The 22,569-nt window shown below is 71.9% G+C and carries 22 protein-coding genes; 15 read left to right on the top strand and 7 right to left on the bottom strand.

Annotated elements, in window-relative coordinates; all coding sequences use genetic code 11:
* The first annotated feature begins 15 nt into the window (after nt 1–15).
* The gene (locus CA984_RS15185) at nt 16–486 is read left to right on the top strand and encodes a DnaJ family domain-containing protein (RefSeq protein ID WP_086572518.1); all 471 of its coding nucleotides are present in this window, start codon (nt 16–18) and stop codon (nt 484–486) included.
* A gap of 144 nt (nt 487–630) precedes the next feature.
* Here the strand turns inward: CA984_RS15185 and CA984_RS15190 are convergent, their stop codons facing one another.
* The 3 genes from CA984_RS15190 to CA984_RS15200 form a co-directional block, all read right to left on the bottom strand.
* Complete coding sequence (locus tag CA984_RS15190; RefSeq protein ID WP_086572471.1) at nt 631–1,641, bottom strand: coiled-coil domain-containing protein; 1,011 nt, start codon at nt 1,639–1,641, stop codon at nt 631–633.
* A gap of 546 nt (nt 1,642–2,187) precedes the next feature.
* Nucleotides 2,188–2,556, bottom strand: coding sequence for a BlaI/MecI/CopY family transcriptional regulator (locus tag CA984_RS15195; RefSeq protein ID WP_086572473.1), 369 nt, complete (start codon nt 2,554–2,556; stop codon nt 2,188–2,190).
* A gap of 211 nt (nt 2,557–2,767) precedes the next feature.
* Nucleotides 2,768–4,723, bottom strand: coding sequence for an FUSC family protein (locus CA984_RS15200; RefSeq protein WP_086572475.1), 1,956 nt, complete (start codon nt 4,721–4,723; stop codon nt 2,768–2,770).
* A gap of 378 nt (nt 4,724–5,101) precedes the next feature.
* Here CA984_RS15200 and CA984_RS15205 point away from each other — a divergent pair, with 378 nt between their 5' ends.
* Nucleotides 5,102–6,337: a YncE family protein gene (locus CA984_RS15205; RefSeq protein ID WP_086572477.1), complete on the top strand. Its 1,236-nt coding sequence runs from the start codon at nt 5,102–5,104 to the stop codon at nt 6,335–6,337.
* Nucleotides 6,338–6,526: 189 nt separating this feature from the next.
* On the opposite strand, the gene CA984_RS15210 is transcribed toward CA984_RS15205, so the two are convergent.
* Entirely contained in the window at nt 6,527–7,714 is a 1,188-nt protein-coding gene (locus CA984_RS15210; protein ID WP_086572521.1) for a thiolase family protein, read from the bottom strand.
* A gap of 97 nt (nt 7,715–7,811) precedes the next feature.
* On the opposite strand from CA984_RS15210, the gene CA984_RS15215 reads away from it, so the two are divergent.
* The gene (locus CA984_RS15215; protein WP_086572479.1) at nt 7,812–8,267 is read left to right on the top strand and encodes a winged helix-turn-helix transcriptional regulator; all 456 of its coding nucleotides are present in this window, start codon (nt 7,812–7,814) and stop codon (nt 8,265–8,267) included.
* Between the two features lie 97 nt (nt 8,268–8,364).
* Here the strand turns inward: CA984_RS15215 and CA984_RS15220 are convergent, their stop codons facing one another.
* On the bottom strand, nt 8,365–8,985 hold the full coding sequence (locus CA984_RS15220; protein ID WP_086572481.1) for an L-threonylcarbamoyladenylate synthase: 621 nt from the start codon (nt 8,983–8,985) through the stop codon (nt 8,365–8,367).
* Between the two features lie 233 nt (nt 8,986–9,218).
* On the opposite strand from CA984_RS15220, the gene nadE reads away from it, so the two are divergent.
* From nadE to CA984_RS15235, 3 genes are all read left to right on the top strand, one after another.
* The gene (nadE, locus tag CA984_RS15225; protein ID WP_086572484.1) at nt 9,219–10,049 is read left to right on the top strand and encodes an ammonia-dependent NAD(+) synthetase; all 831 of its coding nucleotides are present in this window, start codon (nt 9,219–9,221) and stop codon (nt 10,047–10,049) included.
* A 345-nt stretch (nt 10,050–10,394) separates the two neighbouring features.
* Complete coding sequence (locus CA984_RS15230) at nt 10,395–11,606, top strand: monooxygenase (RefSeq protein ID WP_242675964.1); 1,212 nt, start codon at nt 10,395–10,397, stop codon at nt 11,604–11,606.
* Nucleotides 11,607–11,728: 122 nt separating this feature from the next.
* On the top strand, nt 11,729–11,953 hold the full coding sequence (locus tag CA984_RS15235) for a DUF2277 domain-containing protein (protein ID WP_031167543.1): 225 nt from the start codon (nt 11,729–11,731) through the stop codon (nt 11,951–11,953).
* 105 nt (nt 11,954–12,058) lie between these two features.
* Here the strand turns inward: CA984_RS15235 and CA984_RS15240 are convergent, their stop codons facing one another.
* Nucleotides 12,059–13,363, bottom strand: a complete 1,305-nt coding sequence (locus CA984_RS15240; RefSeq protein ID WP_086572487.1) for an MFS transporter — start codon at nt 13,361–13,363, stop codon at nt 12,059–12,061.
* Between the two features lie 122 nt (nt 13,364–13,485).
* Between CA984_RS15240 and CA984_RS15245 the strand changes: the two genes are divergently transcribed.
* The 5 genes from CA984_RS15245 to CA984_RS15265 all read left to right on the top strand — a co-directional run bounded on the left by CA984_RS15245 (nt 13,486) and on the right by CA984_RS15265 (nt 17,205).
* On the top strand, nt 13,486–14,478 hold the full coding sequence (locus tag CA984_RS15245) for an Lrp/AsnC family transcriptional regulator (protein ID WP_086572490.1): 993 nt from the start codon (nt 13,486–13,488) through the stop codon (nt 14,476–14,478).
* Nucleotides 14,475–15,779, top strand: a complete 1,305-nt coding sequence (locus CA984_RS15250; RefSeq protein ID WP_086572492.1) for a M20/M25/M40 family metallo-hydrolase — start codon at nt 14,475–14,477, stop codon at nt 15,777–15,779. The genes CA984_RS15245 and CA984_RS15250 overlap by 4 nt, the downstream gene beginning before the upstream one ends.
* A gap of 421 nt (nt 15,780–16,200) precedes the next feature.
* On the top strand, nt 16,201–16,449 hold the full coding sequence (locus CA984_RS15255; RefSeq protein ID WP_086572494.1) for a DUF6400 family protein: 249 nt from the start codon (nt 16,201–16,203) through the stop codon (nt 16,447–16,449).
* On the top strand, nt 16,436–16,666 hold the full coding sequence (locus tag CA984_RS15260; RefSeq protein WP_086572497.1) for a hypothetical protein: 231 nt from the start codon (nt 16,436–16,438) through the stop codon (nt 16,664–16,666). The genes CA984_RS15255 and CA984_RS15260 overlap by 14 nt, the downstream gene beginning before the upstream one ends.
* 134 nt (nt 16,667–16,800) lie before the next feature.
* The gene (locus tag CA984_RS15265) at nt 16,801–17,205 is read left to right on the top strand and encodes a RidA family protein (protein WP_086572499.1); all 405 of its coding nucleotides are present in this window, start codon (nt 16,801–16,803) and stop codon (nt 17,203–17,205) included.
* A 19-nt stretch (nt 17,206–17,224) separates the two neighbouring features.
* On the opposite strand, the gene CA984_RS15270 is transcribed toward CA984_RS15265, so the two are convergent.
* A complete protein-coding gene (locus tag CA984_RS15270; RefSeq protein WP_086572502.1) occupies nt 17,225–17,455 on the bottom strand; it encodes a zinc ribbon domain-containing protein in 231 nt (76 codons plus the stop codon).
* A gap of 181 nt (nt 17,456–17,636) precedes the next feature.
* On the opposite strand from CA984_RS15270, the gene CA984_RS15275 reads away from it, so the two are divergent.
* The 4 genes from CA984_RS15275 to CA984_RS15290 all read left to right on the top strand — a co-directional run bounded on the left by CA984_RS15275 (nt 17,637) and on the right by CA984_RS15290 (nt 22,553).
* A complete protein-coding gene (locus tag CA984_RS15275) occupies nt 17,637–18,368 on the top strand; it encodes a lytic polysaccharide monooxygenase (RefSeq protein ID WP_086572504.1) in 732 nt (243 codons plus the stop codon).
* Nucleotides 18,369–18,639: 271 nt separating this feature from the next.
* Complete coding sequence (locus CA984_RS15280) at nt 18,640–19,836, top strand: CysS/YqeB C-terminal domain-containing protein (RefSeq protein WP_086572506.1); 1,197 nt, start codon at nt 18,640–18,642, stop codon at nt 19,834–19,836.
* Between the two features lie 124 nt (nt 19,837–19,960).
* Nucleotides 19,961–21,802: a glycoside hydrolase family 15 protein gene (locus tag CA984_RS15285; RefSeq protein WP_086572526.1), complete on the top strand. Its 1,842-nt coding sequence runs from the start codon at nt 19,961–19,963 to the stop codon at nt 21,800–21,802.
* A 298-nt stretch (nt 21,803–22,100) separates the two neighbouring features.
* Complete coding sequence (locus tag CA984_RS15290) at nt 22,101–22,553, top strand: hypothetical protein (protein ID WP_086572508.1); 453 nt, start codon at nt 22,101–22,103, stop codon at nt 22,551–22,553.
* Nucleotides 22,554–22,569 lie beyond the last annotated feature (16 nt).

Below are 22,569 nucleotides of genomic sequence, written 5' to 3' on the forward strand. Positions count from 1 at the left end.
ATGGGAGGTGAGGGTGTGACGGAACGCAAACCACCCGGAGTCGGCTTCGAGACGTGGATCGACCGGCAGATCCGTGAGGCCACCGAGCGCGGGGAGTTCGACGACCTGCCGGGCGCGGGCAAGCCCCTTCCCGGCGAGGGCAGGCCGCACGACGAGATGTGGTGGATCAAGCAGAAGATGCAGGCGGAGAACCTGTCGTTCCCGCTGCCGGGGACGCTCGCGCTGCGCAAGGAGGCCGAGGAGTCCCGGGCGGCGGCGGTGGGAGCTCGGACGGAGGCCGAGGCTCGCAGGATCATCGAGAACGTCAACGACAAGATCCGTGAGAGCTACGGAAAGCCCCTGTCCGGTCCGCCGCTTCTCCAGCCGCTCATCGATGTGGACGAGGTCGTCGGCGACTGGCGGGCCGGCCATCCCGCCGAGGAGAAGCCCGTCGCCGAACCGCCTCGCAGGAGGCGCTCCTTCTTCCGGAGGATCAGGCACGGCTGAGCCGTGGCCGGCGCCGCCTTGCGAGGACCGTGTGCGCGGGGTGATCGACGGCGCCCGGGGGCGCACCGGAGATCCGGAATGTGCCCTGGATGTGCCCTCAGAGGGATAACCACCCGCGTAACCGCGGGTCAGCCGCCTCGAACATCAGTAGACCGAGATGTGAGGATGGTCGAAGTGGTTGGCGGTGGTGCCGCCGCGGTCGGACATGGTCCGCCAGCTGCCGGTGCGGACGTGCCAGATCCGCTGGCGGAAGATGATGTACATGATGCCGAGCCGCCGGGCGTTCTTGATGGCCCACGCCGCGATCTCGTGCCCGCGACCGGTCTCGGCGCCGGAGGGCATGCCTCCTCCGCGGCTGAGCATGAAGTCGCAGGCACGGCCGAGGGGGTGCTCCCCGCCGCCCGCGATGCCGCCGTCGGCCCGGTAGCAGCCGATGCCGAACCGCGGGCCGAAGCGCTGCGCGATCAGCTGCCGGACCAGCCGCATCCGCGGTGTGATGTTGTCCGGCCCCGAGGGCAGCTGGGGAACCCACGTGCCGTCGGCCCTCCTGAGCCCCGGGGTGGGGTAGAGCTGGTCGATCCTGTCCTTGATCTGACCGATCAGTCTCTCCGCGCGCTTCTTCTGGCCGTCGAGCTTCTTGAGCGACGCGCGGAGCTCGTCGGCGCGCTGCCCGGCCATCTTCTGCGCGCCCTTGTGGGAGTCACGCACCTTCGCGAACCCCTGCAGCTTGGCATCCTGCTCGCTCACGATCTGCTGGGTGAGCGCCAGGCGGTTCAGCATGGCGCTCGGGTCGGGGTTTCCCAGCAGCGCGACGGTCACGCCCATCCCGCCGCTGCGGTACTGCTCGACGGCCAGCATGCGGATCTCGGCCGCCGCCCGGTCGAATTCCTGCTGCGCGCGTTTGAGGTTGCCTCGCGCCACCTTCTCGGTCTTCTCCACTTTCTGCAGCTCGATCCGGCCGTTGTAGTACTCGGTGATCATGGCCTCTGACTGCTTCTGCAGTTGCGCCAGCTCCTTGCGGAGCTTCTTGGCGCTGGGCTTGGGGTCGGCCTGACCCGCCGACGCCAGGCAGGCGCACAGGATCACAGCGGTGAGCGCCGAGATCAGGGCTCGGAGTACGTCGTGACGTCGAATCCCGCGGGACGCAGCCGTCACGCTTCTCCCTTCCCCTGAGGTGTGGGGCGCCGGCTGTGGCGTGTCGAGCCGTGGCGCCCTTCGTCCGATGGACGGTAGTAGAGGATGATGCCCCTAGGGCGACCGTTGTGCCAAATCAGACATTTAGCGCCTTCAGTGGAGAGATTCCCCCTGAAATCGCCTCTGACTTGGCCTATCACCCCACTACGACGCATCGTTGTCGAAGGTGATCCCCTTCGGGGAGAACGGCCGGTGGACGTCTGGACCGGCCGCTGCGGAGCCCTGGAGGCGGTGGCTCGGCGGGGCGGGTCCGCGGGGTGCGGCAGGGCTCCCGCGACGACGGCGCACGGGGCCTGGGACGACCGGGGCCGCCATCCGCGAACGGGTCTCCGCTCCGGCTGTCACCTGCGACTATCCGGGCGTATGGACCTTCGGTGCGGCCGTCACGCCTGGCTATCCGAGCGGATAAGCCTTCGGTACGGCCGTCACACCCGCCTTCCCGACGGATGGACCTTCACCACAGCCGTCACGCCCGGCTTCCGGACGGATGGACCTTCGCCACAGCCGTCACGCCCGGCTTCCGGGCGGGTAGACCTTCAGCGCGGCCTCGAGCGCGGCGGCCTCCTCCGGGCTGAGGCGCTCCAGGAAGTGCACCAGCGTGGCCGCCTGGTTTCCGCCCGAGGCGAGCGTGGCGCGCATCAGCTCGGCGGTGTAGGCCTCCTTGGTGGCGACCGTCCGGTAGATGTAGGCCCGGCCGACCGGCTCCCTGCGGAGCAGGCCCTTGGTGTGCAGCTTGTCCATCACCGTCATGACGGTGGTGTAGGCGATCTCCCGCTCACGGCGGAGATCTTCGAGCACGTCCCTGACCGACGCGGGCCGGCGGTAGGACCACAGCCGGTCCATGATCACCGACTCCAGGTCTCCCAGACCACGCATCGCGCGCGACTCCCATCTACCTGCCGATCATCTGATGCTACCGGGCGTCGTAGAGACCCGCCATGCCTCGACCGCGCGGACCGCTGCGGCATGCCCGCCTCCAGTGCCACAGCGGCCACCGGCGTCACCGGGCTCGCACCGATCGCCCGTAGTAGGTCACATCACCGCCGGACGGGACCCCTGCCCGGCGTGACCGGCCTCCCTCCGGCCCTCATCGCCTTCCGTCCCCGGTGCCCGCGCCGTCCCCGCCGCCGGCGTCCGGGTGCTCCCCCGACACGGTGTCGCGCAGGCCCTGGACGGCGGAGTTCACCCGCTCCAGGGTCTCCTCGTCGGCGAGCTCGGGCTTTCTCGGCGTCCGCCCCGCGCGGACGTCGGCCGCGATGTCCTCCAGGGACGTCACCAGCGCCCCGACGGCGGCGTCCGACGGCGGCGGCGCCCCGTGTTCGGTGCGCGCGACCGTGGCGGCGGTCGCGTCGGCCACCTGTTCCAGCGCGGTCATCGCCGGCATCCAGGTGGTGATGCGCCGGCTGACCACCCTCGGCTCGGTCACCGCCCGCTGGAAGACCGTACGCAGGTCGGCGAGGGCGTCGTAGGTCCTGCGGCGGAGCAGCGCCCTGCCGGGATCGTCCGGGTCGAAGGCGTGCCGGATGTAGTGGGCGGTGGCCGACACCGCGTCGGCGAACCTCGGCCCGACCGGCGCCTCCCAGCTCGCCGGCCACGGCAGATACCCCAGCAGGAGAACGATCACGCATCCGGCCAGGGTGTCGACCAGCCGGACCTCCGCCAGCATCGGGCCGCCGCGGGTCAGCAGGTCCACCAGGAGCAGGACCAGCGGAGCCTGGAAGGCCGACATCAGACCCCAGTTGCGTTGCAGGCCGTACGGCATGAGCGCCGCGAAGACGGCGATCGGGATCAGGAGCGCCGGGCCGTACGGCACCGTGAGGAGCACCACGGTGCCGATCAACGTGCCCGCGAGCGTCCCGAGCGCGCGCTGCACGGCGCGCGCGAACACCGACCCGAAGTCGGGCTTGAGCACCAGCGCGACGGTCAGCATCACCCAGTAGGACCGCTCGAACCAGCCGAACTCGCTCACCGCGCCGGCGACGCCCATGCAGAGCGAGAGGCGGACCGTGTAGACGCGAGCGAGGTGCCCGTACCACATCTTCTCCCACAGCGCCCGGAGCCTCCGGCGGTACCCGACCGGCTCGTAGGGCACCTGGTCGGCCGCGATGTCACCGCCGGAGACCAGCTCGACGGCCCCCCGCACGCCGGAGTGCAGGGCGCGCAGGGCGGGCGAGTCGCACGCGTGCCGCAGCGCGTGCGGCTCCGGCCCGCCGGCGAGGGAGCCGGCGACCTCCTCCACGGCGGCCGCCAGATCCCCGGGCGGCTCGCGTTCCTCCTGGCACAGCGAGATCAGCGCGTTGCGGATCAGCGAGGACTGGTTCAGCAGGGCGACCAGGCGGGTGCGCTCGGCATCCGTCCCCGCCGCCGCGGAGCGGGCGCTGAGCACGGTGTCGTAGCCGTTCCTGAGAGCGGTGTCGAACGCCGTCAGGGCGCCGGGGCCGCGGTCGGCGAACAGCCGGGTGAGGGCGTGGTAGACCGCGACGACCGCGGCCTCCTCGGCGGCCCGGGGATGCGCCGGCCAGTGGACGAGCGCCAGCGCGAGGGCCCACAGCGCGCCCAGCAGGAACATCAGCGCGTGCGGGCCGGGCGGTCCGGGCAGCGGTATGCCGGTGCCGAGCACGGTCATCACGAGCAGTTGGAGCCCTGCCGCCGAACCCGCGCCTCCGCCCGTGCTGAGCAGCGCGGACACCAGCGAGACGGCCACCACGGCCAGCACGGTCCACCAGCCGTGGCCGCGGGTCAGGGCGCCGGTGAGGTATCCCAGCGCGCCGGCGGAGCCGGCCGAGCTCATCAGGATGATCCTGGCCCGGTAGGACCCGCCCCGGTCGGCCATGGCGGTGGACATGGCCCCCATGGAGGGCAGCAGGCCGAGCACGATCTGCCCGGCGGCGAGCCCCACGAGGAGCGGGGTGGTCACGGCCACGGCCATGCGCAGCATCGGCTCCCAGCGCAGCGCCGCCGGCGCCGGCCGTACCGTCTCCACCAGCCAGCCCGGGGCGGCGTCGGTCAGTCGGCCGGCGGCCCGCCGGAAGACCGGTGACATCGCTGACCGCGCTCAGCGCGCCGGTCCGCCGGGACCGGCCGGTCCGTCCGGGAGCCACGGCGGCCGGACGTCCGCCGGGACCGGAGCCTCCGGTCCCGTGGTGCTCGCTTCGCCGTTCACGGGCGCTGTCCTACCCGCCCGCCCGTCCGGCTTATCCCCGCGTTCACCGACGAACATTTGACCGTCCGCCGACCCGGAGCGCCTCCCGCTCCGGGTTGTCAGGAGGAGACAATCCCGCCGCGTGAATTGCTGACCCGCCCACAAGCGCCCGTCCGCGGGCGCCTGTAGCGTTCTCGCCTGAACGGATTCCGGCCGTCGGGGCAGGTGCCCCTCCGCCACCGGCCACGGCGACCGGTCCCGCGGCGCGAGCTCACGGAAGTGCCCATCGACCGAGAGGACGGCGACACCGTGCGCGCACCTTCCCTGAAATCCGTCATGCCGCTCTCCGCGGCCGCCGTCCTGCTGGCGGCCCTCGTCGGCCCCGCCACCGCCGCCCGGTCGGCGTCCCTGCGAGAGGTGCTCCTGGTGGGCAACGCTCAGGGCGGAACGGTCAGCTTCGTCGACGGCCGCACCTACCGCAACCTGGGCTCGTTCGACGCGGTCCCGGATCTCGACGAGCGCCTGAGGGCGATGAACCCGGTCGAGCGCGCGGGATACGAGGCGGTCAACCGGATCCAGGGATACCGCAAGCTCGTCGACGACATGGCGGTCTCCCCCGACGGGCGCACGCTGTACGTCTCCCGCGGCAACCTGGCGGACGCGGTCGCCTTCGACATCGCCGGCCGGAGGATGCTGTGGCGCTACAAGATCGAGGGCTTCAAGGCCGACCACGCGGCGCTCTCCGCCGACGGCAGGCACTTCGTCGTGTCGGCGACGACGGCCTCCGCAGCGCAGGTGATCGACACCGCCACCGGCCGGCTCGTGACCGACATCCCGACCGGCACCTACCCGCACGCCAACGACTACTCCCCCGACGGCAGCCTCCTGTACAACTCCAGCATCGGCGTCACCTCCCTGCCCCGTTCCCTGAACGCGCTCAAAGGCGCCCGGCAGCTCACAGTCGTGGACGGCGCCACGCTGAAGGTGATCAGGAAGCACACCTTCGAGTACGGCATCCGCCCCGCGGTGTTCACTCCCGACAACCGGACGATGTACGCCCAGTTCTCCTACCTCAACGGCTTCGCCGAGGTCGACCTGACCACCGGGAAGATCACCCGGAAGGTGGAGATGCCCTTCAGCGAGGCGGGCGGCAGGCTCGCCGCCGACGACTACCCGCAGAACTCCGCGCACCACGGCATGGCGATGTCGGCGGACGGCGGCGAGCTCTGCGTGGCCGGCACGATCGACGACTACGTGGCGATCGTCGACCGCCCCGGGCTGACCACACGGGGCTACGTGCACTACGACACCGGCAGCCTGCCGTACTGGACGGCCACGGCCGCCGACGGCCGGCACTGTTCGGTGTCGCTCAGCGAGAAGGACGTGATCTCGGTCGTGGACTACGAGACCGCGCGCGAGGTGGCCCGGGTGCCGGTGGGCGACTTCCCCCAGCGTGAGCGGCTGGGACAGGTCTCCGAGGACGTGATCGGCTCCCTGGACGCCGCCGCGGGATGACGGGCGGTCCTCACAGGCCGTCCTCGCGCAGCTGCGGGAACACCTTGGAGGCCTTGCCGAGGAGGCACTCCCCTAGGTGCCGGTGAAGGCGCGCAGGTCCTGACCGTCCCGGCGGGCCCGGCCGCACCGCCCGTACCGCCCGGCGCGAGAACCGGCGCCGGGCCGGGGCTCCGGGAGAGAGGCCCGCCGTCAGGCCGTGACGGCCTCCAGGACGGTCGCGTTGGCCAGGCCGCCGGCCTCGCACATGGTCTGCAGCGCGTAGCGGGCGCCACGCTGGTGCATGGCGTTGACGAGGGTGGTCATCAGGCGGGTCCCGCTGGCGCCGAGGGGGTGGCCCAGCGCGATGGCGCCGCCGTTGACGTTGACCTTGGCCGGGTCGGCGCCGGTCTCCCGCAGCCAGGCCAGCACGACGCAGGCGAAGGCCTCGTTGACCTCGAACAGGTCGATGTCGTCCAGCCGCAGCCCGGCCCGCCGCAGCACCTTCTCAGTGGCCGGGATGACGCCGGTCAGCATGGTCAGCGGGTCGGAGCCGGTCACCGCGAAGCTGTGCAGCCGCGCCTTCGGGCGCAGTCCGAGCCGGGCCGCGGTCTCGCCGGAGGCGATCAGCACGGCGGACGCGCCGTCGTTGATCGGGCTGGCGTTGCCCGCGGTCACCGACCAGTCGATCTGCGGGAAGCGTTCGGCGTAGGCGGGGTCGGCGTAGGCGGGGCGGAGCCCGGCGAGGATCTCGGGGGTGGTGCCCGGCCGTACGGACTCGTCGGCGGTCACCGTGCCCGCGTCCGTCGCGACGGGCACGAGCTCGGCGTCGAACAGGCCGTCCGCGTGCGCCCGGGCGGCGCGGCGGTGGGAGGAGGTGGCGAAGACGTCCATCTCCTCCCTGCCGATCGACCACCTGGCCGCGATGAGCTCGGCGCTGATGCCCTGGGGGACGAGCCCCTCGGGGTAGCGGGCCGCCAGCCCCGGGCCGAAGGGGTCGGCGCCCGGCGGCACGTTGGACCACATCGGCACCCGGCTCATCGACTCGATTCCGCAGGCCACGACCAGGTCGTACGCCCCCGAGATCACGCCCTGGGCGGCGAAGTGGACGGCCTGCTGGGAGGAGCCGCACTGGCGGTCGACGGTGGTCGCCGGGACGGACTCCGGGAAACCGGCCGACAGCCAGGCGTAGCGGGTGGTGTTCATCGCCTGCTCGCCCACCTGGTCGAGGCAGCCGCCGATCACGTCGTCGACGAGCGCCGGGTCGACGCCGGAGCGGCCGACGAGAGTGCGCAGGGTGTGGGCCAGGAGGTCGACCGGGTGCACGTCGGCGAGCGCGCCGCCGGGCTTCCCCTTCCCGATCGGAGTCCGTACGGCCTCCACGATGACGGCGTCGCGCATGTCCATCGGCTCCTCGGGTCGGCCGGTCAGTTGGAAAGCTGGACGAACTATAACCCGGTGAGTTGGATAAGCAAATGCACTGCCCTAAACTGGGCGGATGCACGACCCCCGTCCCTGCTCGATCGCCGACGCGCTCGGCGTGATCGGCGAGAAGTACTCCCTGCTGGTGCTCCGCGAGGTCTTCTGGGGGGTCCGGCGCTTCGACGCCATGGTCCGCAACATCGGGGCTCCGCGCGACATCCTGGCCACGCGCCTGCGCGCCCTCGTCGAGGCGGGCGTGCTGGAGAAGGTCCCCTACAGCGAGCGCCCGCCCCGCTCCGAGTACCACCTCACCGACGCGGGCCGGGAGCTGCGGCCGGTGCTGCTCACCCTGATGAGCTGGGGCGACCGGCATCTCGCCGACCGTCCGTCGGTGGTGTTCCGGCACTCCTGCGGGAGCGATCTCGACCCGGTGGTGGTCTGCCGCGCCTGCGGCGAGGAGGTGGCGGAGACCGCGCTCACCGCCCGCTTCCAGGTCCCGGGCTGGGGCCCCTCGGGCGCCCTGCCCGCCTGAGACCCGCTCACCGCGTGCCCGGTGTGTCGCACCGCATCGCCAGGGGGCACGCGGACTCCCGCGCTCGGCTCGCCGGAGAACCCGGCCCTCCACCCGCCTACTCGAAGAGGGACGGGTCTCCGGTGCCCCGGCGGACGACCTCGGGCTCGCCCTGCGAGAAGTCGACGACCGTGGTCGGGGTGGCGCCGCACTCGCCGGAGTCGATGACGGCGTCCACCACGTGGTCGAGCCTCTCCTTGATCTCCCAGCCCTGCGTCGACGGCTCGGCCTCGTCGGGCAGCAGCAGGGTGCTCGACAGCAGCGGTTCGCCGAGCTCGGCCAGCAGCGCCTGCGTGACGACGTGATCGGGGATCCGGACGCCGACCGTCTTCTTCCGGGGGTGCAGCAACCGCCGCGGCACCTCCTTGGTCGCGGGCAGGATGAACGTGTAACCGCCGGGAGTCGCCGCCTTGACCGACCGGAACAGCGCATTGCTCACATGAACGAACTGGCCGAACTGGGCGAAGTCCCTGCAGACCAGAGTGAAGTGGTGATCACTGCCGAGTTTGCGGATCTCTCTGATCCGGTCGATGCCCTCCTTGTTGCCCAGCCGGCACCCCAGCGCATAGCAGGAGTCCGTCGGGTACGCGATCAGCCCGTCCGCGTGCAGAAGCTCGACTATCTGGCTGATCAGCCGGGGCTGCGGGCTGTCCGGATGCACATCGAAATACTTCGCCACACCTTGGATCTTAGAAGGGCGCGCTCCACCGCATGGCACGCGCCCCGCAGACGCGGGGTGAGGCGAGGCCTCCGCCGAGGCGGCGGTGGCCCCGGCGGCACCGCGGCGGACGAGGACCTGAACCGACGTACTCGGCTCGCTCCCGTAGAGTGCCTCCGTCCCCCATCACGCGCCCGTGGCTCCCGCCGGCGGCACGTGCCACCCCTGCCCGCGGGCCCGACCGAGGAGTAACCGTGACCGAGCTTGCGTCCACATCCCTGCAGCAGGAGATCGCCCGGGATCTCCAGGTGAGCGCGTCCTTCGACGTACGGCAGGAGATCGAGCGCCGGGTGGCCTTCCTCACCGACCAGCTGACCTCCACGGGCCTGCGCTCGTTGGTGCTGGGCATCAGCGGCGGTGTGGACTCCACGGCCGCGGGCCGGCTGTGCCAGCTCGCGGTCGAGCGGGTCCGTGCCGCCGGGCGGGAGTCGACGTTCTTCGCGATGCGGCTGCCGTACGGCGCCCAGGCCGACGAGAAGGACGCGCAGCTGGCGCTGGAGTTCATCCGGCCCGACCGGGTCCTGACCGTCGATGTGAAGCCCGCCAGCGACGCCGCGCTGGAGGCGCTGCTGGCCGGCGGCATGGTCTTCCGCGACGCGCACCACCAGGACTTCGCGCACGGCAACATCAAGGCCAGGCAGCGCATGATCGCTCAGTACACGGTGGCGGGCACGCACGAAGGGCTGGTCGTGGGCACCGACCACGCCGCCGAGGCGGTCTCCGGCTTCTACACCAAGTTCGGCGACGGCGCGGCCGACGTGGTCCCGCTCACCGGCCTCACCAAGCGGCGCGTACGGGCGGTGGCGCAGGCTCTGGGTGCGCCGTCCGCGCTGATCCGGAAGACCCCGACCGCGGACCTGGAGACACTGGACCCGGGCAGGCCCGACGAGGAGGCGCTCGGCGTCACCTACGACGACATCGACGACCTCCTGGAAGGCAAGCCGGTCGACGAGGCCGTCTTCGAGACCGTCGTCCGCCGCTACCGGCTCACCGAGCACAAGCGCCGGCTACCGATCGCCCCCTGAGCCGGCCCCTCGTCAGCCGGGTCCCGAGCGGGGCGGCCTCGTCTTCCACGGCGATCTCCACGCCTGCCGCCGGGCGGGGCGGCGGGGTGGCGGGGACGGCCGCCTGACCTGGGCGGTCGCGGGAGCGGTGTGATGACCGCCACTTGCGGCGTAGCTGCGTCCTCGGTCGCGCGGAGGAGTGCCGCCGGCCGCATGGAGGAGCGGTTCCGACCTTCCGGCCGATGAAAAACGCGCCGGGAGCGAGGACTCTGGAGTGAGCGCCCGGGGTCCGGAACTCGACCGGAGTCCCCGCCCCGGCACGCGTCGGAGCCCACGGGTGGTCCCGTGGAGAACAGGGGGCGGGTTTTGAGACACGCAGTCCGGCCGGTGCGGTGGGTGGCCGGGATGGCCATCGCGCTCGCCACCGTCCTGCTCATCGCGTCCTGCTCCGGACAGCGACATCCGGTCGCCTCGAACGCCCCGAGCGCGGCGGCCGGGACCGGGGCGCACGGCGGTCACGGGAAACCGTTCACGCCACCGGCGGCGGCACCGCTTCGGACCTCCGAGCGATTCGTCAACCTGAGGCTGCCGCAGCCGTACACCCCGTCGGCGCCCTCCGGGGGGACCGACGAATACCGCTGCTTCCTGGTCGACCCCGGGCTGACCGGCAAGGCTTTCCTCACCGGCAGCCAGTTCCTGCCGCAGAACACCGGCATCGTCCACCACGCGATCATCTTCCGGGTCGACCCCGGACAGGCCCAGGCGGCCGGAAAGCTGGACGCGAGCACGCCGGGTGAGGGGTGGACCTGCTTCGGCGACGCCGGCGTCGAGGACGGCGACTGGGTCGGTCACTGGGCTCCGGGCGCCGACGAGACGCTTCTCGCGCAGAAGGTCGGCTACCCGATGCCGGCCGGCAGCAAGCTGATCATTCAAGTGCACTACAACCTGCTCGCCGCCGAGGGCAAGCCGGTCGGCAGCGACCAGTCCGGGCTCCGGCTGCGGCTCACCGACGGCCGGACCGACCTCGCCCCGCTGATCACCGCACGGCTGGCGGCGCCGGTCGAGCTGCCCTGCACCGCCGAGGAGTCGGGCCCGCTGTGCGACCGTGAGGCCGCGGTCCGCGACGTGGTGCACCGTTTCGGGGACCAGGCCGGGAGCTCCGTGACCGGACTCAACGGGTTCTGCAACGACGGCAAGCCTCCCGTGGCCGCCTCCACCCAGCACTGCGAGCAGAAGACCGAGGGGCCCGCCACTGTCTACGCCGTCGCCGGGCACATGCACCTGCTCGGACGTTCGATCAAAGTGGAGCTCAACCCCGGCGGGCCCGGCGCGCGGACGCTGCTCGACATCCCCGCCTACGACTTCGACGAGCAGGCCATCCGTCCGCTGCCCGAGCCGGTGGCCGTCAAGGCCGGCGACACCCTCCGGGTGACCTGCACCCACGACGCCGGCCTCCGTAGGATGCTGCCCGCGATGCGCGACCTGCCGCCTCGCTACGTCGTCTGGGGCGAGGGCACCAGCGACGAGATGTGCCTGGGCCTGCTCATGCTGTCTCCCGCGGCCGGGGCGGCCGGCTGAGGGCGCCCGCAGCGGGCGGAGCACCACTCGGTCCCGGTCTCGCCGCGCGAGACCGGGACCGGCGTTGGAACACGGGGGCGGGATGCCGGTGGGATGTCGGTGGCGTGTCGTACCGTCATGCCATGTGCCGGAGCATCAAAACCCTTCGCGAACCGTACGCCAGCGACGTGACGACTGAGGACGTGCGTGCCGCCGCGCTTCAGTATGTCCGCAAGCTCTCCGGGTTCCGCGCCCCGTCCGCGCGTAACGCGGAGGCCTTCGACCGGGCCGTGGACGCCGTCGCCGCCGCCACGCAGGCCCTGCTCGAAGACCTCCAGGTGAAGCAGGCCCCCCAGCGGCACCCGTAGGGATCGGCGCCCCTCCCGGCCGGTCCGCCGCCAGGGCGCGCGGCGGCGCTGTCCCGCGCCCCGGACAGGATCCCCGGCAGGGCGCGGTGACGGCCCGCCGGCCTGTCAGCTCAGCGGCTGGTCCTTGGTCTCCTTGAGCGCGAAGAGGTAGACCAGGGTCGAGCCCAGGGCGAGCGCCGACATGTACCACGCGAACATCCCGGCGTTGCCGCCGTCGACCAGCGCCGTGCCCACCAGCGGAGCGGTGCCGCCGAACAGCGCGACGGTCAGGGAGTACGGGAAGCCGGCGCCCGACGCCCTGACCCGGGTGGGGAAGAGCTCGGAGTTGACCGCCGCCGAGATCGAGGTGAAGCAGCCGAGGAAGACCATGCCGACGCACTGGACGAGCAGCAGGCTGGCGAAGGAGTCGGTCAGCATCCCCATCAGCGGCACCGGCAGCACCGTGAAGGCCAGGCCGAAGGCGATCAGCATCGGCCGGCGCCCGACCCTGTCCGACAGCATGCCGAGCAGCGGCTGCAGCACCATGAAGAACAGCAGTGAGACAGTGCCGACCTGGAGTGCCTCGGCCTTGTCGAACTTGACCGTGAGCTGGGCGTAGGTGGGCAGGAACGTCGTCCAGGTGTAGTAGGCGACGGTGCCCGCCATGGTGATGCCGACGATCATGAATGCCTTGGTCGGGTAGCGGACCAGGAACTCGAAGAGCTTCGGCTTCTCGGCCACGCCGTTCTTGATGTCCTCGGCCAGGGTCGTGGTCTCCTCGGCGCCCTTGCGGATCCACAGCCCGACGAGGCTGGCCAGGGCGCCGACGACGAACGGAATGCGCCAGCCCCACGAGCCCATCTCGGCCTCGCTCAGGTTGGCGGCGAGGAGGGCGGCGAGGCCGGAGGCGAGGAGCTGGCCGATGGTGGTGCTGACGTACTGGAAGCTGGAGAACAGGCCGCGCCTGCCGGGCGGGGCGGACTCCACCAGGAAGGTGGTGGCGGCGGCGAACTCCCCGCCGACCGACAGTCCCTGGGTCAGCCGGGCGAGCGTCAGGATGATCGGCGCGAGCACGCCGGCCGTCTCGTAGGTCGGAGTGACCGCCACCAGCAGCGATCCGGCGCCCATCAGGATGATCGTGAAGGTCATGGCGGCCTTGCGGCCGAACCGGTCGGCGAACGAGCCGACGAGCAGCCCGCCGAGCGGTCGCATGAAGAACCCGACCGCGAAGACCGCGAACGTGCTCAGCAACGGCACCATGCTGTTGCCCGCGCCCTTGGGGAAGACCTGGGTCGAGAAGTAGATCGCCAGGAACGAGTAGGTGTACCAGTCGAACCACTCGACGACGTTGCCGACGTTGGCGGCCATCAACTGGCGGACCCGGCTCCGTGGGACGCCGAGCGGGGCCGACCTGGGGGGAACTGTGGCCACGGGGGACTCCTCGGGCTTAGTGGTGTACGAAGTCTCTCAAGTGGCCTACCCTGCAACTGAATGATAGAAATAGTCAAACATCTTGAAGACTTTTTATATTTCCGCCACACAGACGAGCCTCCGTGACCATTTTGGATGATCTCGACCGCCGCCTGGTCGCCGCCCTCCAGGTCGCCCCCCGTGCGACGTGGGGCGAGATCGGCGGTGCCGTCGGCGAGCACGAACGGACCGTGGCCCGCCGCCTCCAGCGGCTGATGTCCACCGGAGCGGTGCGGGTCACCGCCATCCTCGACGAGCTGCGCTGCGGGCTCGGCACGCCGGTGCACCTGCACGTCCAGGTCAGCCCCTGTACGGCGGAGCAGGTCGCCGAGGCCCTCTCCATCCGGCCCGACACCCGTTCGGTCTACGCCGTCACGGGAGCCGCCGACATCGGCTGCGAGCTGGTGGCCCCCTCCAGGCACCTCCTGCACGAGATCCTGACCGCGCAGATCCCTGCCACTCCCGGCATCGCCCAGACCCGGACCCAGGTCGTGCTGCACACCTTCCAGACGGTGGCCGAGTGGCACGCGCCGTACCTCGGCGAGGAGCAGGTCGCGCGCCTGAGGGCCACCGCGCCGGCGCCCGCCGGCCCGCCACCGGAGCACCTTGAGCTGACCGGGCCCGAAAGAGACATCGTCGGCCTGCTGGCCGACGACGGCCGCATCGGGTTCACCGCCATCGCCGAGCGGCTGGAGGTCTCCGTGCCGACCGCCCGCCGCCGGGTCGCGAGCCTCCTGGAGCGCGGGGCCGTGCACCTGCGCGCGGAGGTGGAGCCCGCGCTGCTCGGCCTGGAGGTGGAGGCCCAGCTCTGGCTCTCGGTCCGCGCCCACGGCCTGGACGAGGTGGGCGAGACGCTCGCCGCCCATCCGAGCGTGCGCTACTGCGCCGCCACCTCGGGCACCCACACCATGATCGTTCAGGTCGCCGTGGCTCACGAGGCGGAGCTCTACCGTTTCCTCACCGCCGTCGTCGGCCCGCTCGACGACGTCACCGACGTCAACGTCACCCTCATCACCCGTGCCTACAAGCGTGGTCACCTACGCAAGTCGGGCCTGCTCACCCTGGAGTGCCAATGACCCCCGCCGAGACCGAGGTAGCCGAGCTCTGCAGCGAGCTCATCCGCGTCGACACCAGCAACTACGGAGACGGCAGCGGCCCCGGCGAGCGCGCCGCCGCCGAGATCGTCATGGCCCGGCTCGCGGAGGTCGGCGCCGAGGCGACCTACGTGGAGAGCGCGCCGGGCCGGGGCAACGTGGTGACCAGGATCGAGGGCTCCGACCCCGGCCTGCCCGCGCTGCTGGTCCACGGCCACCTGGACGTGGTGCCCGCCAACGCCGCCGACTGGACCGTCGACCCGTTCGCCGGCGAGATCCGGGACGGCTACATCTGGGGCCGGGGCGCGGTCGACATGAAGGACATGGACGCCATGATGCTGGCGGTCCTGCGGCAGATGGCGACCGAGGGCCGCAAGCCCCGGCGCGACGTCGTCTTCGCCTGGGTGGCCGACGAGGAGGCGGGCGGCGAGTACGGCGCCAAGTACCTCACCGCCAAGCACCCCGAGCTGTTCGACGGGGTCGACCACGCCATCAGCGAGGTAGGCGGCTACTCCCTGGAGGTCGACCCCTCGCTGCGGCTCTACCTGATCGAGACCGCGCAGAAGGGCCTGGCCTGGATGCGCCTGGTGGCCGGCGGCACCGCCGGGCACGGCTCCATGCTCAACTCCGACAACGCGGTCACCGAGGTCGCCAAGGCGGTGGCCAGGCTCGGCTCGCACGAGTGGCCGCTCAACCTGACGCCGACCGTGCGCCGTTTCCTGTCGGAGGTGGCCGACGCCTTCGGCCTGCCCTTCGACCCGGAGGACCCGGCGCCGATCATCGAGGCCATCGGCCCGCTGGCCCGGTTCGTCGGCGCGACCCTGCGGCACACGACGAACCCGACCATGCTCGCCGCGGGCTACAAGGCGAACGTGATCCCCGGCCAGGCCAGTGCCGTGGTGGACGGCCGCTTCCTGCCGGGTCTGGAGGAGGAGTTCCTGTCCACGGTGGACGGGCTGCTCGGGCCGGACGTCCGGCGTGAGTACATCACCCACGACATCGCGCTGGAGACCACGTTCGACGGCGAGCTGGTCGAATCGATGATCGCGGCGCTGAAGGCCGAGGACCCGACCGCCCGCGCGGTGCCGTACTGCATGTCGGGCGGCACCGACAACAAGACGTTCTTCGCCGACCTGAACATCAGGGGATTCGGGTTCGTCCCGCTGCGGCTGCCCGCGGAGATGGACTTCGCCGCGATGTTCCACGGCGTCGACGAGCGGGTGCCGGTGGACGCGCTGCGCTTCGGCACCCGCGTCCTCGACCGGCTGCTGACGAACTACTGAGAACACCGGCGGCGTCCGCCCCCTCCTCGCGGGGGGCGGCCGGCCCGGAGCACGCCTTCCCATCCGGACGTCCCGCAGCCGGCGCGCGGCTCTTCGACCTGGGCTGCGGGGGCCGGCCGGCCCCCGCAGCCCCGCGCCCTCTCCGACCGGCCCCCGCCCGGACCGCTGGACCGTCGCCGACAGCCGGTGTCAGCGAGCCGTACGGAGAGGCCACCGTGAGTTACGTCACGGTCGAGACATAAAAAGCGACATAAGGTATATAAAGGACAAGGCTTCCTCTCAGAGAGGGGCTGCACCCCCGCACATATTCGCGTGATCGCAAAGAATCCCCCTGCCCGGCCCCCACCGCGCCCTCGCGGAGACCGGGCCCTCCGCTGATCACACGGACGCCATGTCCGCCACCCCATCGGAAGGTCGCGCCATGAGTCAGGAAGACAACGGCGCACCCGCCGTCTTCGAGATCGACCTCACCCTTGAGGAGACCCGCCGGCGCGCCGCGTTCATGGCGGCGGTCGGAGCGGACTGGGACCCGCCGGCGGTGATGCGGGCCGAAGAGCTGGCCTACGACCTCCTCTACTCCGGCCTCGACGAGCAGCAGCAGGAGACCTACGACATGCTCGTGGCGGCCGGAGTCCTCCCGCGAAGGGGGCCGGGCCGTGCTGCCGATTGATCCCCACGCCGACCTGGGACGCCGGGCCTGGGTGCCGTGCCCCGGGTGCCGCGACGACAAGGACTGCGGAGCCTGCCTCGACGGCCGGAACTGCGGGGAGCACTGGCGCTACCTCATCGGCAACACCGGCAGCCGCCTGCATCTGCAGTGCCCGGCATGCACCCATCTGTGGGATCACGAGACCCACTTCGGCGCCGGCGGGACCACCTCGTCCTGACCGGCGCGCCCACGCTCGCGAGCGGCGGCCCCGGCCGACCGGACACGCCGCCGGAGCTTCCGCCCGGTCTCGGTCCGTATGGCACAGTCTCATGTGATCTTCCCTCCGACCTCTGAGACACCGGGAACGGCACCATGACGCACATCGATTTCAGCACTCCCCCGACGCTGCCGGCGACCAACGGCTACAGCCACGTCGCCAGCGTCCCGCCCGGCAGCCGGCTCGTCTGGACATCGGGCCAGGTCCCGATCGCTGCTGACGGGACACCGGCCGCCGCGGGCGACTGGGAGGCCCAGACGCGCCTGGTCATGCGGAACGTCGGAGCCGCCCTCGAAGCGGGCGGCGCGACCTGGGACGACGTTTTCAAGCTCACGATCTTCGTCGTCGACACCTCGGCGCTGCCCACCATCCGGGCCGTACGGGACGAGTTCGTCAACGTGAAGCGGCCGCCGACGAACTCGCTCGTACAGGTGGCGGGCCTCTTCCGGCCGGACATCCTGGTCGAGATCGAGGCGGTCGCGGCGGTTCCCGCGACCTGACGGCGGTCGCGGCGGGCGGTCAGCGGACCGCCAGACGGCTCGCCTCGTCCTTCGAGATGCCATAGGACGCCCCGCAGAAGGTGCACTGCACTCCGTACTTCGTCCGCACCGGGAACAGCGGGACGAAGAACAGGCTGAACTTGGTGACCTGTCTGGACAGCACCTGCGCCGCCGTGTTGCCGCAGTTGCGGCAGAGGAGCGTCAGCACGCCGAGCCGGTGGGTCACGGTGCGGAGGCCGAAGATGAGCATCCCCCAGTCATACCCGACGGAGCCGGCCGGTGGCCCCGCCGGGTGTCCGGGTCTCATCGCCGAGGAGTCCTCCCGAGTCGCCGGACATCCGGCGAAGACCGGGGAGTCCCATGACTCAAGCATTTACTGTTAGGAAACTTTCCTTTACGTTGGGCTTATCCCCCCAGCAAAGGAGTACCACGTGCGAAGAACGATCAACTTCCTCGCAGCGGCGATCATCGCCATCGGGGCCACGGTGTTCATCGCCACACCGGCTCACGCGCACGGCTACATATCGTCGCCACCGAGCAGGCAGGCCATGTGCGCCCAAGGCCGCGTGGCCAACTGCGGTGAGATCATCTATGAGCCGCAGAGCGTGGAAGGGCCCAAGGGCCTGCGGAGCTGCAGCGGCGGCAACTCCCGGTTCGCCCAGCTCGACAACGAGAGCAAGGGCTGGCCGGCCACGAGCGTGGGCGGCTCGGTCACCTTCAACTGGGTGCTGACCGCTCGCCACGCCACCAGCACATGGGAGTACTACGTCGGCGGCACCCGGATCGCGGTGTTCAACGACCAGGGCCGCCAGCCCGGCGCCACGGTCTCGCACAGCGTGAACCTGGGTGGCAGGTCAGGCCGGCAGAAGGTCCTCGCGATCTGGAACATCGCCGACACCCCGAACGCCTTCTACTCGTGCGTCGACCTGCAGGTCGGCGGCGGCTCCCCGAACCCCAACCCGACCACCGGCCCGACCCCGACCGTGAGCCCGACCCCGACCACCGGCCCGACGACCCCGGCCGGCACCTGGGCCGCGGGTACCGCCTACCAGGTGGGCTCCCAGGTCACCTACGGCGGCGCGAGCTACCGGTGCATCCAGGCGCACACCGCGCTCCCCGGCTGGGAGCCGCCGAACGTCCCGGTGCTCTGGCAGCGGCTCTGACCTTCTGAGATCGGTCCCGTAGATCTCTCCCGAGCGGACGGCGCCCGGCCGCGTTCACGAACCCCCGGCCGGGCGCCGCCCGTGTCCGTGAGCCTCCCCACCGGGCGCCGCCCGCGTCCACGGTCCTTCCTGCCTGGCCCGCCCGCGTCCGGCACGCGGGCGCCGTCGCCGTCGCCGTCGCCGTCGGATGAACGCACCGGCGGTATTGCCCTCGTCCCCCTTCCCGTGAATGGCTGGAATCGGTCACCTACGACGGAGAGGCAGGAGCGCGATGCAGGACCGGCCCGGCGTGCTGGTGCTCATGGGATCGGGCGAGACGAGCCCGACCATGGTCGAGGTCCACCGCTCCGTCGTGCGGCGGCTGGGCGGCAGACCCCGGGCCGTCCTGCTCGACACCCCCTACGCCTTCCAGGAGAACGCCGCGGACATCTCCTCGCGGGCCCGGAGATACTTCGCCCGCAGCGTCGGGCTCGACGTCGAGGTGGGCACCGAGATCGCCGGGGCCGACTGGGTGTTCTCCGGCCCCGGCAGCCCGACGTTCGCACTCGACCGGTGGACGGCCACGCCGGTGGCGGCCGAGCTGCGGGGCCGCGTCCGCGCGCGGGACGGAGCGACGGTGCTCGCCTCGGCCGCGGCCTGTACGGCGGGCGTCGCGGCGGTACCGGTGTACGAGATCTACAAGGTGGGCGCCGAGCCCCACTGGCGCGAGGGCCTCGACCTGCTCGGCGCGCTCGGCCTCCAGGTCGCGGTGATCCCGCACTACGACAACGCCGAGGGCGGCACCCATGACACCCGCTACTGCTATCTCGGCGAGCGGCGGCTCGCCTTCCTGGAGCGCCTGCTCCCCCCGGACGCGGCGGTGCTCGGCATCGACGAGCACACGGCCGTCGTCTTCGACCTGCGGGCCGAGAGCGTCCAGGTCGCGGGGCGCGGCGGCCTGACCGTCCGCCGCCCCGGCTCCCGGACGCTCCTGCCCGCGGGGACGGCCACCGGGCTGGCCGAGCTGCGCCGGCTGATCCGAGGCGGCGGCGAGGGCCCCGGAGCGTCCCCCGTGCCTGCGGCCCCGCCGGCGGCCGGCCACGTCACCCTCGGCGAGCTGACCCGCGCCTGCGAACAGCGCTTCGGCGCCGCACTCGGCGCGCACGACGCCGCGGAGGCCACGCAGGCCGTACTCGACCTGGAGACTGAGATCACCAGATGGGCCGCCGACACCGAGGAGGACGAGGGCGGCGTCGACGAGGCCCGCGAGATCCTGCGGCACCTGGTCACCGGGCTCGGCCGCCTGGCCGACACCTCCGAACCGCGCGACCGGCTCGCCCCGCTGGTCGAGCCGCTGCTCCGGCTCCGTGAACGGCTGCGCGAGCAGGAGGCGTACGACAGCGCCGACGGGCTGCGCGAGGCGCTCGCCGCCGGAGGCGTGTCGATCGAGGACGGCCCGGACGGCCCCCGCTGGACCGTGCGGGGATGAGCGCCGCGAGCCGGCGCATGCCGGAAACCTGCCGGGTCCTTGACGCGGCGCAGACCCCGGCGAGCCTCCGCGGCACGTAGCTTGAGGGCGTGAGGTGCGGGGCTGTGACGGCGGGAAGGCCGAGATGACGGCAGCGGGGTCCGCTCGTCGCCCGGGGCGGGCGGGCGACCCTCGTTACCCGCCGATCGCCGACCACGGCCTGATCGGTGACCTGCGCAGCGTGGCGCTCGTGGACACCGGCGGCACGATCGGCTGGTACTGCTGCCCGCGCTTCGACGCGCCGAGCGTGTTCGCCTCGATCCTGGACGCCGACCGGGGCGGGTCGTTCGAGCTGGCCGCCGACGTGCCGGCGCGGACCAAGCAGTTCTACTTCCCCGACACCAACGTGCTGATCACCCGGTTCTTCGCCGCCGACGGGGTGGGCGAGATCCAGGACTTCATGCCGGTCGTCGCCGGCTCGGCCGAGGACGGCAGGCACCGGCTGATCCGGCGGGTGGTGTGCGTGCGGGGGGCGCTGCCGTTCCGGGCGCGGGTGGCGCCCCGCTTCGACTACGGCAGGCAGTCGCACGACCTGAGCATGCGGGACGGCCGGGCGGTCTTCGAGTCGCCGTCGCTCGCCCTGTCCCTGAGCGCCAGCACGCCCATCGAGACCGACGGCCCGGACGCGTGGTCGGAGTTCAAACTCGCCGAGGGCGAGTGCGCGGTCTTCGCCCTCGACAAGCTCGGCGACGGCGTGGAGCCCCGGTCGTGCCCGATCGCCGAGGCCGAGGAGGAGTTCGCCGCCACGGTCGCGTACTGGCGGCGCTGGCTGTCCGCGTCGCGCTACCGGGGCCGATGGCGGGAGATGGTGCACCGTTCCGCGCTGACGCTGAAGCTGCTCACCTACGCGCCGACCGGCGGGATCGTCGCGGCGGCGACGACCAGCATCCCCGAGCACCCCGGCGGCGAGCGCAACTGGGACTACCGCTACGTCTGGATCCGCGACTCGGCGTTCTGCGTGTACGCCCTGCTCCGGCTGGGGTTCAGCGAGGAGGCAGCGGCGTTCATGAACTTCCTGTCCGAGCACGTCAGCCGGGACGGCGGCGGCCCGTCGGGCCCGCTGCAGATCATGTACGGCATCGACGGGCGCACCGAGCTGCCCGAGGTCGAGCTGTCCCACTTCGAGGGCTACCAGGGCTCCGCCCCGGTGCGCACCGGGAACGGCGCCGTCCACCAGCTCCAGCTGGACATCTACGGGGCCCTCATCGACTCCGTCTACCTCTACGACAAGATGTGCCAGCCGATCTCCAGCGACCACTGGGAGGAGATCCACACGCTGGTGGACTGGGTCTGCGACAACTGGGACCAGCCCGACGAGGGCATCTGGGAGACGCGCGGCGGGCGCAAGGACTTCGTCTACTCGCGGCTGATGTGCTGGGTGGCGATCGAACGGGCCATGCGGATGGCCGGCCATCGCGGGCTGCCCGCCGACACGCCCCGCTGGCAGCGGGCCCGCGACGCGATCTACCGGCAGATCATGCGACGCGGCTGGTCCCCCCGGCTGCAGGCGTTCGTCCAGCATTTCGACGACGACGTCCTCGACGCCTCCATCCTGATGATGCCGCTGGCCAAGTTCGTCTCCCCCACCGACCCGAAGTGGCTGTCGACCCTCGACGCCCTCGGCAGGACCCTGGTGTCCGACTCCCTGGTGTACCGCTACGACCCCCTGGCCAGCCCGGACGGGTTGCGGGGGCAGGACGGCACGTTCTCGATCTGCTCGTTCTGGTACGTCGAGGCGCTCACCCGCGCCGGCCGCCTGGACGAGGCGCGGCTGGCCTTCGAGAAGATGCTCACCTACGCCAATCACCTCGGCCTGTACGCCGAGGAGATCGGGCAGACCGGTGAGCAGCTCGGCAACTTTCCGCAGGCCTTCACCCATCTCGCGCTGATCAGCGCCGCGTTCAACCTCGACCGCGCCCTTGGGTAGCCCGCCCGGAGCACGTCCGCTGGCCGCCGCGGCCGATCACCGGCGCGGTCACCGGGGCGGGGAGCCGCGCGCCGGGGTGACGGTTGACCACGGCATCGGCGGGCATATCGACCTCGTTGCCGCCTCGGGGGAGAACGCGCATGTCACATGGGCAGAACAGGGTCGCTCAGGGGCGACGTCCGAAGGGTCGGGCCGCCCGCCCGGCCGCCGGCGAGACGGCCGGAGGGCCGGGGCGCGCCCGCGGTCCCCTCGCCCTGTCCCGGTCCGGCGGCGTCGCCGGGGCGGAGGAGAACCGGTCATGAGCCTGGGAGCGGGAATCGTCGCGGGGGCGGCGGGCACCACCGCGCTGAACGTCGTCACCTACCTGGACATGGCCGTACGCGGCCGCCCCGCGAGCCGGCTGCCGTCCGAGGCCGCCGGCGAGCTGGCCGGCCGGGCCGGCGCCGACCTCGGCTCCGGGCAGGCCGGCGAGAGCAGGCGCGAGGGCGTGGGCGCGCTGCTCGGATACGCGGCGGGCCTCGGAGCCGGCGCGCTCTACGGGCTGCTCGCCGGCGACCGGCGCCTCCCCCTGCCGGTCGCCGCCCTGGGCCTGTCGGTGGTGGCGATGGCCGCCGGCGACGTCCCCCTCGTCGCGCTCCGGCTGACCGACCCGCGCGGATGGGAGGCGTCCTCGTGGGTCGCCGACGCCGTCCCGCACCTGGCCTACGGGCTGACGGCCGCGGCGGTCTACCGGCGGCTGACCCGCCCCTGACCTCCCGCCCCTGACC

The organism is Streptosporangium minutum (assembly GCF_002149035.1).
Taxonomy (GTDB): domain Bacteria; phylum Actinomycetota; class Actinomycetes; order Streptosporangiales; family Streptosporangiaceae; genus Streptosporangium; species Streptosporangium minutum.

What these genes read in the sequence shown, in the direction of transcription:
- CA984_RS15290 (WP_086572508.1), top strand. Translation starts at nt 22,101, where the DNA reads ATGAGCCTGGGAGCGGGAATCGTCGCGGGGGCGGCGGGCACCACCGCG.
- CA984_RS15255 (WP_086572494.1), top strand. Translation starts at nt 16,201, where the DNA reads ATGAGTCAGGAAGACAACGGCGCACCCGCCGTCTTCGAGATCGACCTC.
- CA984_RS15215 (WP_086572479.1), top strand. Translation starts at nt 7,812, where the DNA reads ATGCACGACCCCCGTCCCTGCTCGATCGCCGACGCGCTCGGCGTGATC.
- CA984_RS15285 (WP_086572526.1), top strand. Translation starts at nt 19,961, where the DNA reads ATGACGGCAGCGGGGTCCGCTCGTCGCCCGGGGCGGGCGGGCGACCCT.
- CA984_RS15200 (WP_086572475.1), bottom strand. Translation starts at nt 4,723, where the DNA reads ATGTCACCGGTCTTCCGGCGGGCCGCCGGCCGACTGACCGACGCCGCC.
- CA984_RS15250 (WP_086572492.1), top strand. Translation starts at nt 14,475, where the DNA reads ATGACCCCCGCCGAGACCGAGGTAGCCGAGCTCTGCAGCGAGCTCATC.
- CA984_RS15270 (WP_086572502.1), bottom strand. Translation starts at nt 17,455, where the DNA reads ATGCTCATCTTCGGCCTCCGCACCGTGACCCACCGGCTCGGCGTGCTG.
- CA984_RS15235 (WP_031167543.1), top strand. Translation starts at nt 11,729, where the DNA reads ATGTGCCGGAGCATCAAAACCCTTCGCGAACCGTACGCCAGCGACGTG.
- CA984_RS15195 (WP_086572473.1), bottom strand. Translation starts at nt 2,556, where the DNA reads ATGCGTGGTCTGGGAGACCTGGAGTCGGTGATCATGGACCGGCTGTGG.
- CA984_RS15265 (WP_086572499.1), top strand. Translation starts at nt 16,801, where the DNA reads ATGACGCACATCGATTTCAGCACTCCCCCGACGCTGCCGGCGACCAAC.
- CA984_RS15210 (WP_086572521.1), bottom strand. Translation starts at nt 7,714, where the DNA reads ATGCGCGACGCCGTCATCGTGGAGGCCGTACGGACTCCGATCGGGAAG.
- CA984_RS15280 (WP_086572506.1), top strand. Translation starts at nt 18,640, where the DNA reads ATGCAGGACCGGCCCGGCGTGCTGGTGCTCATGGGATCGGGCGAGACG.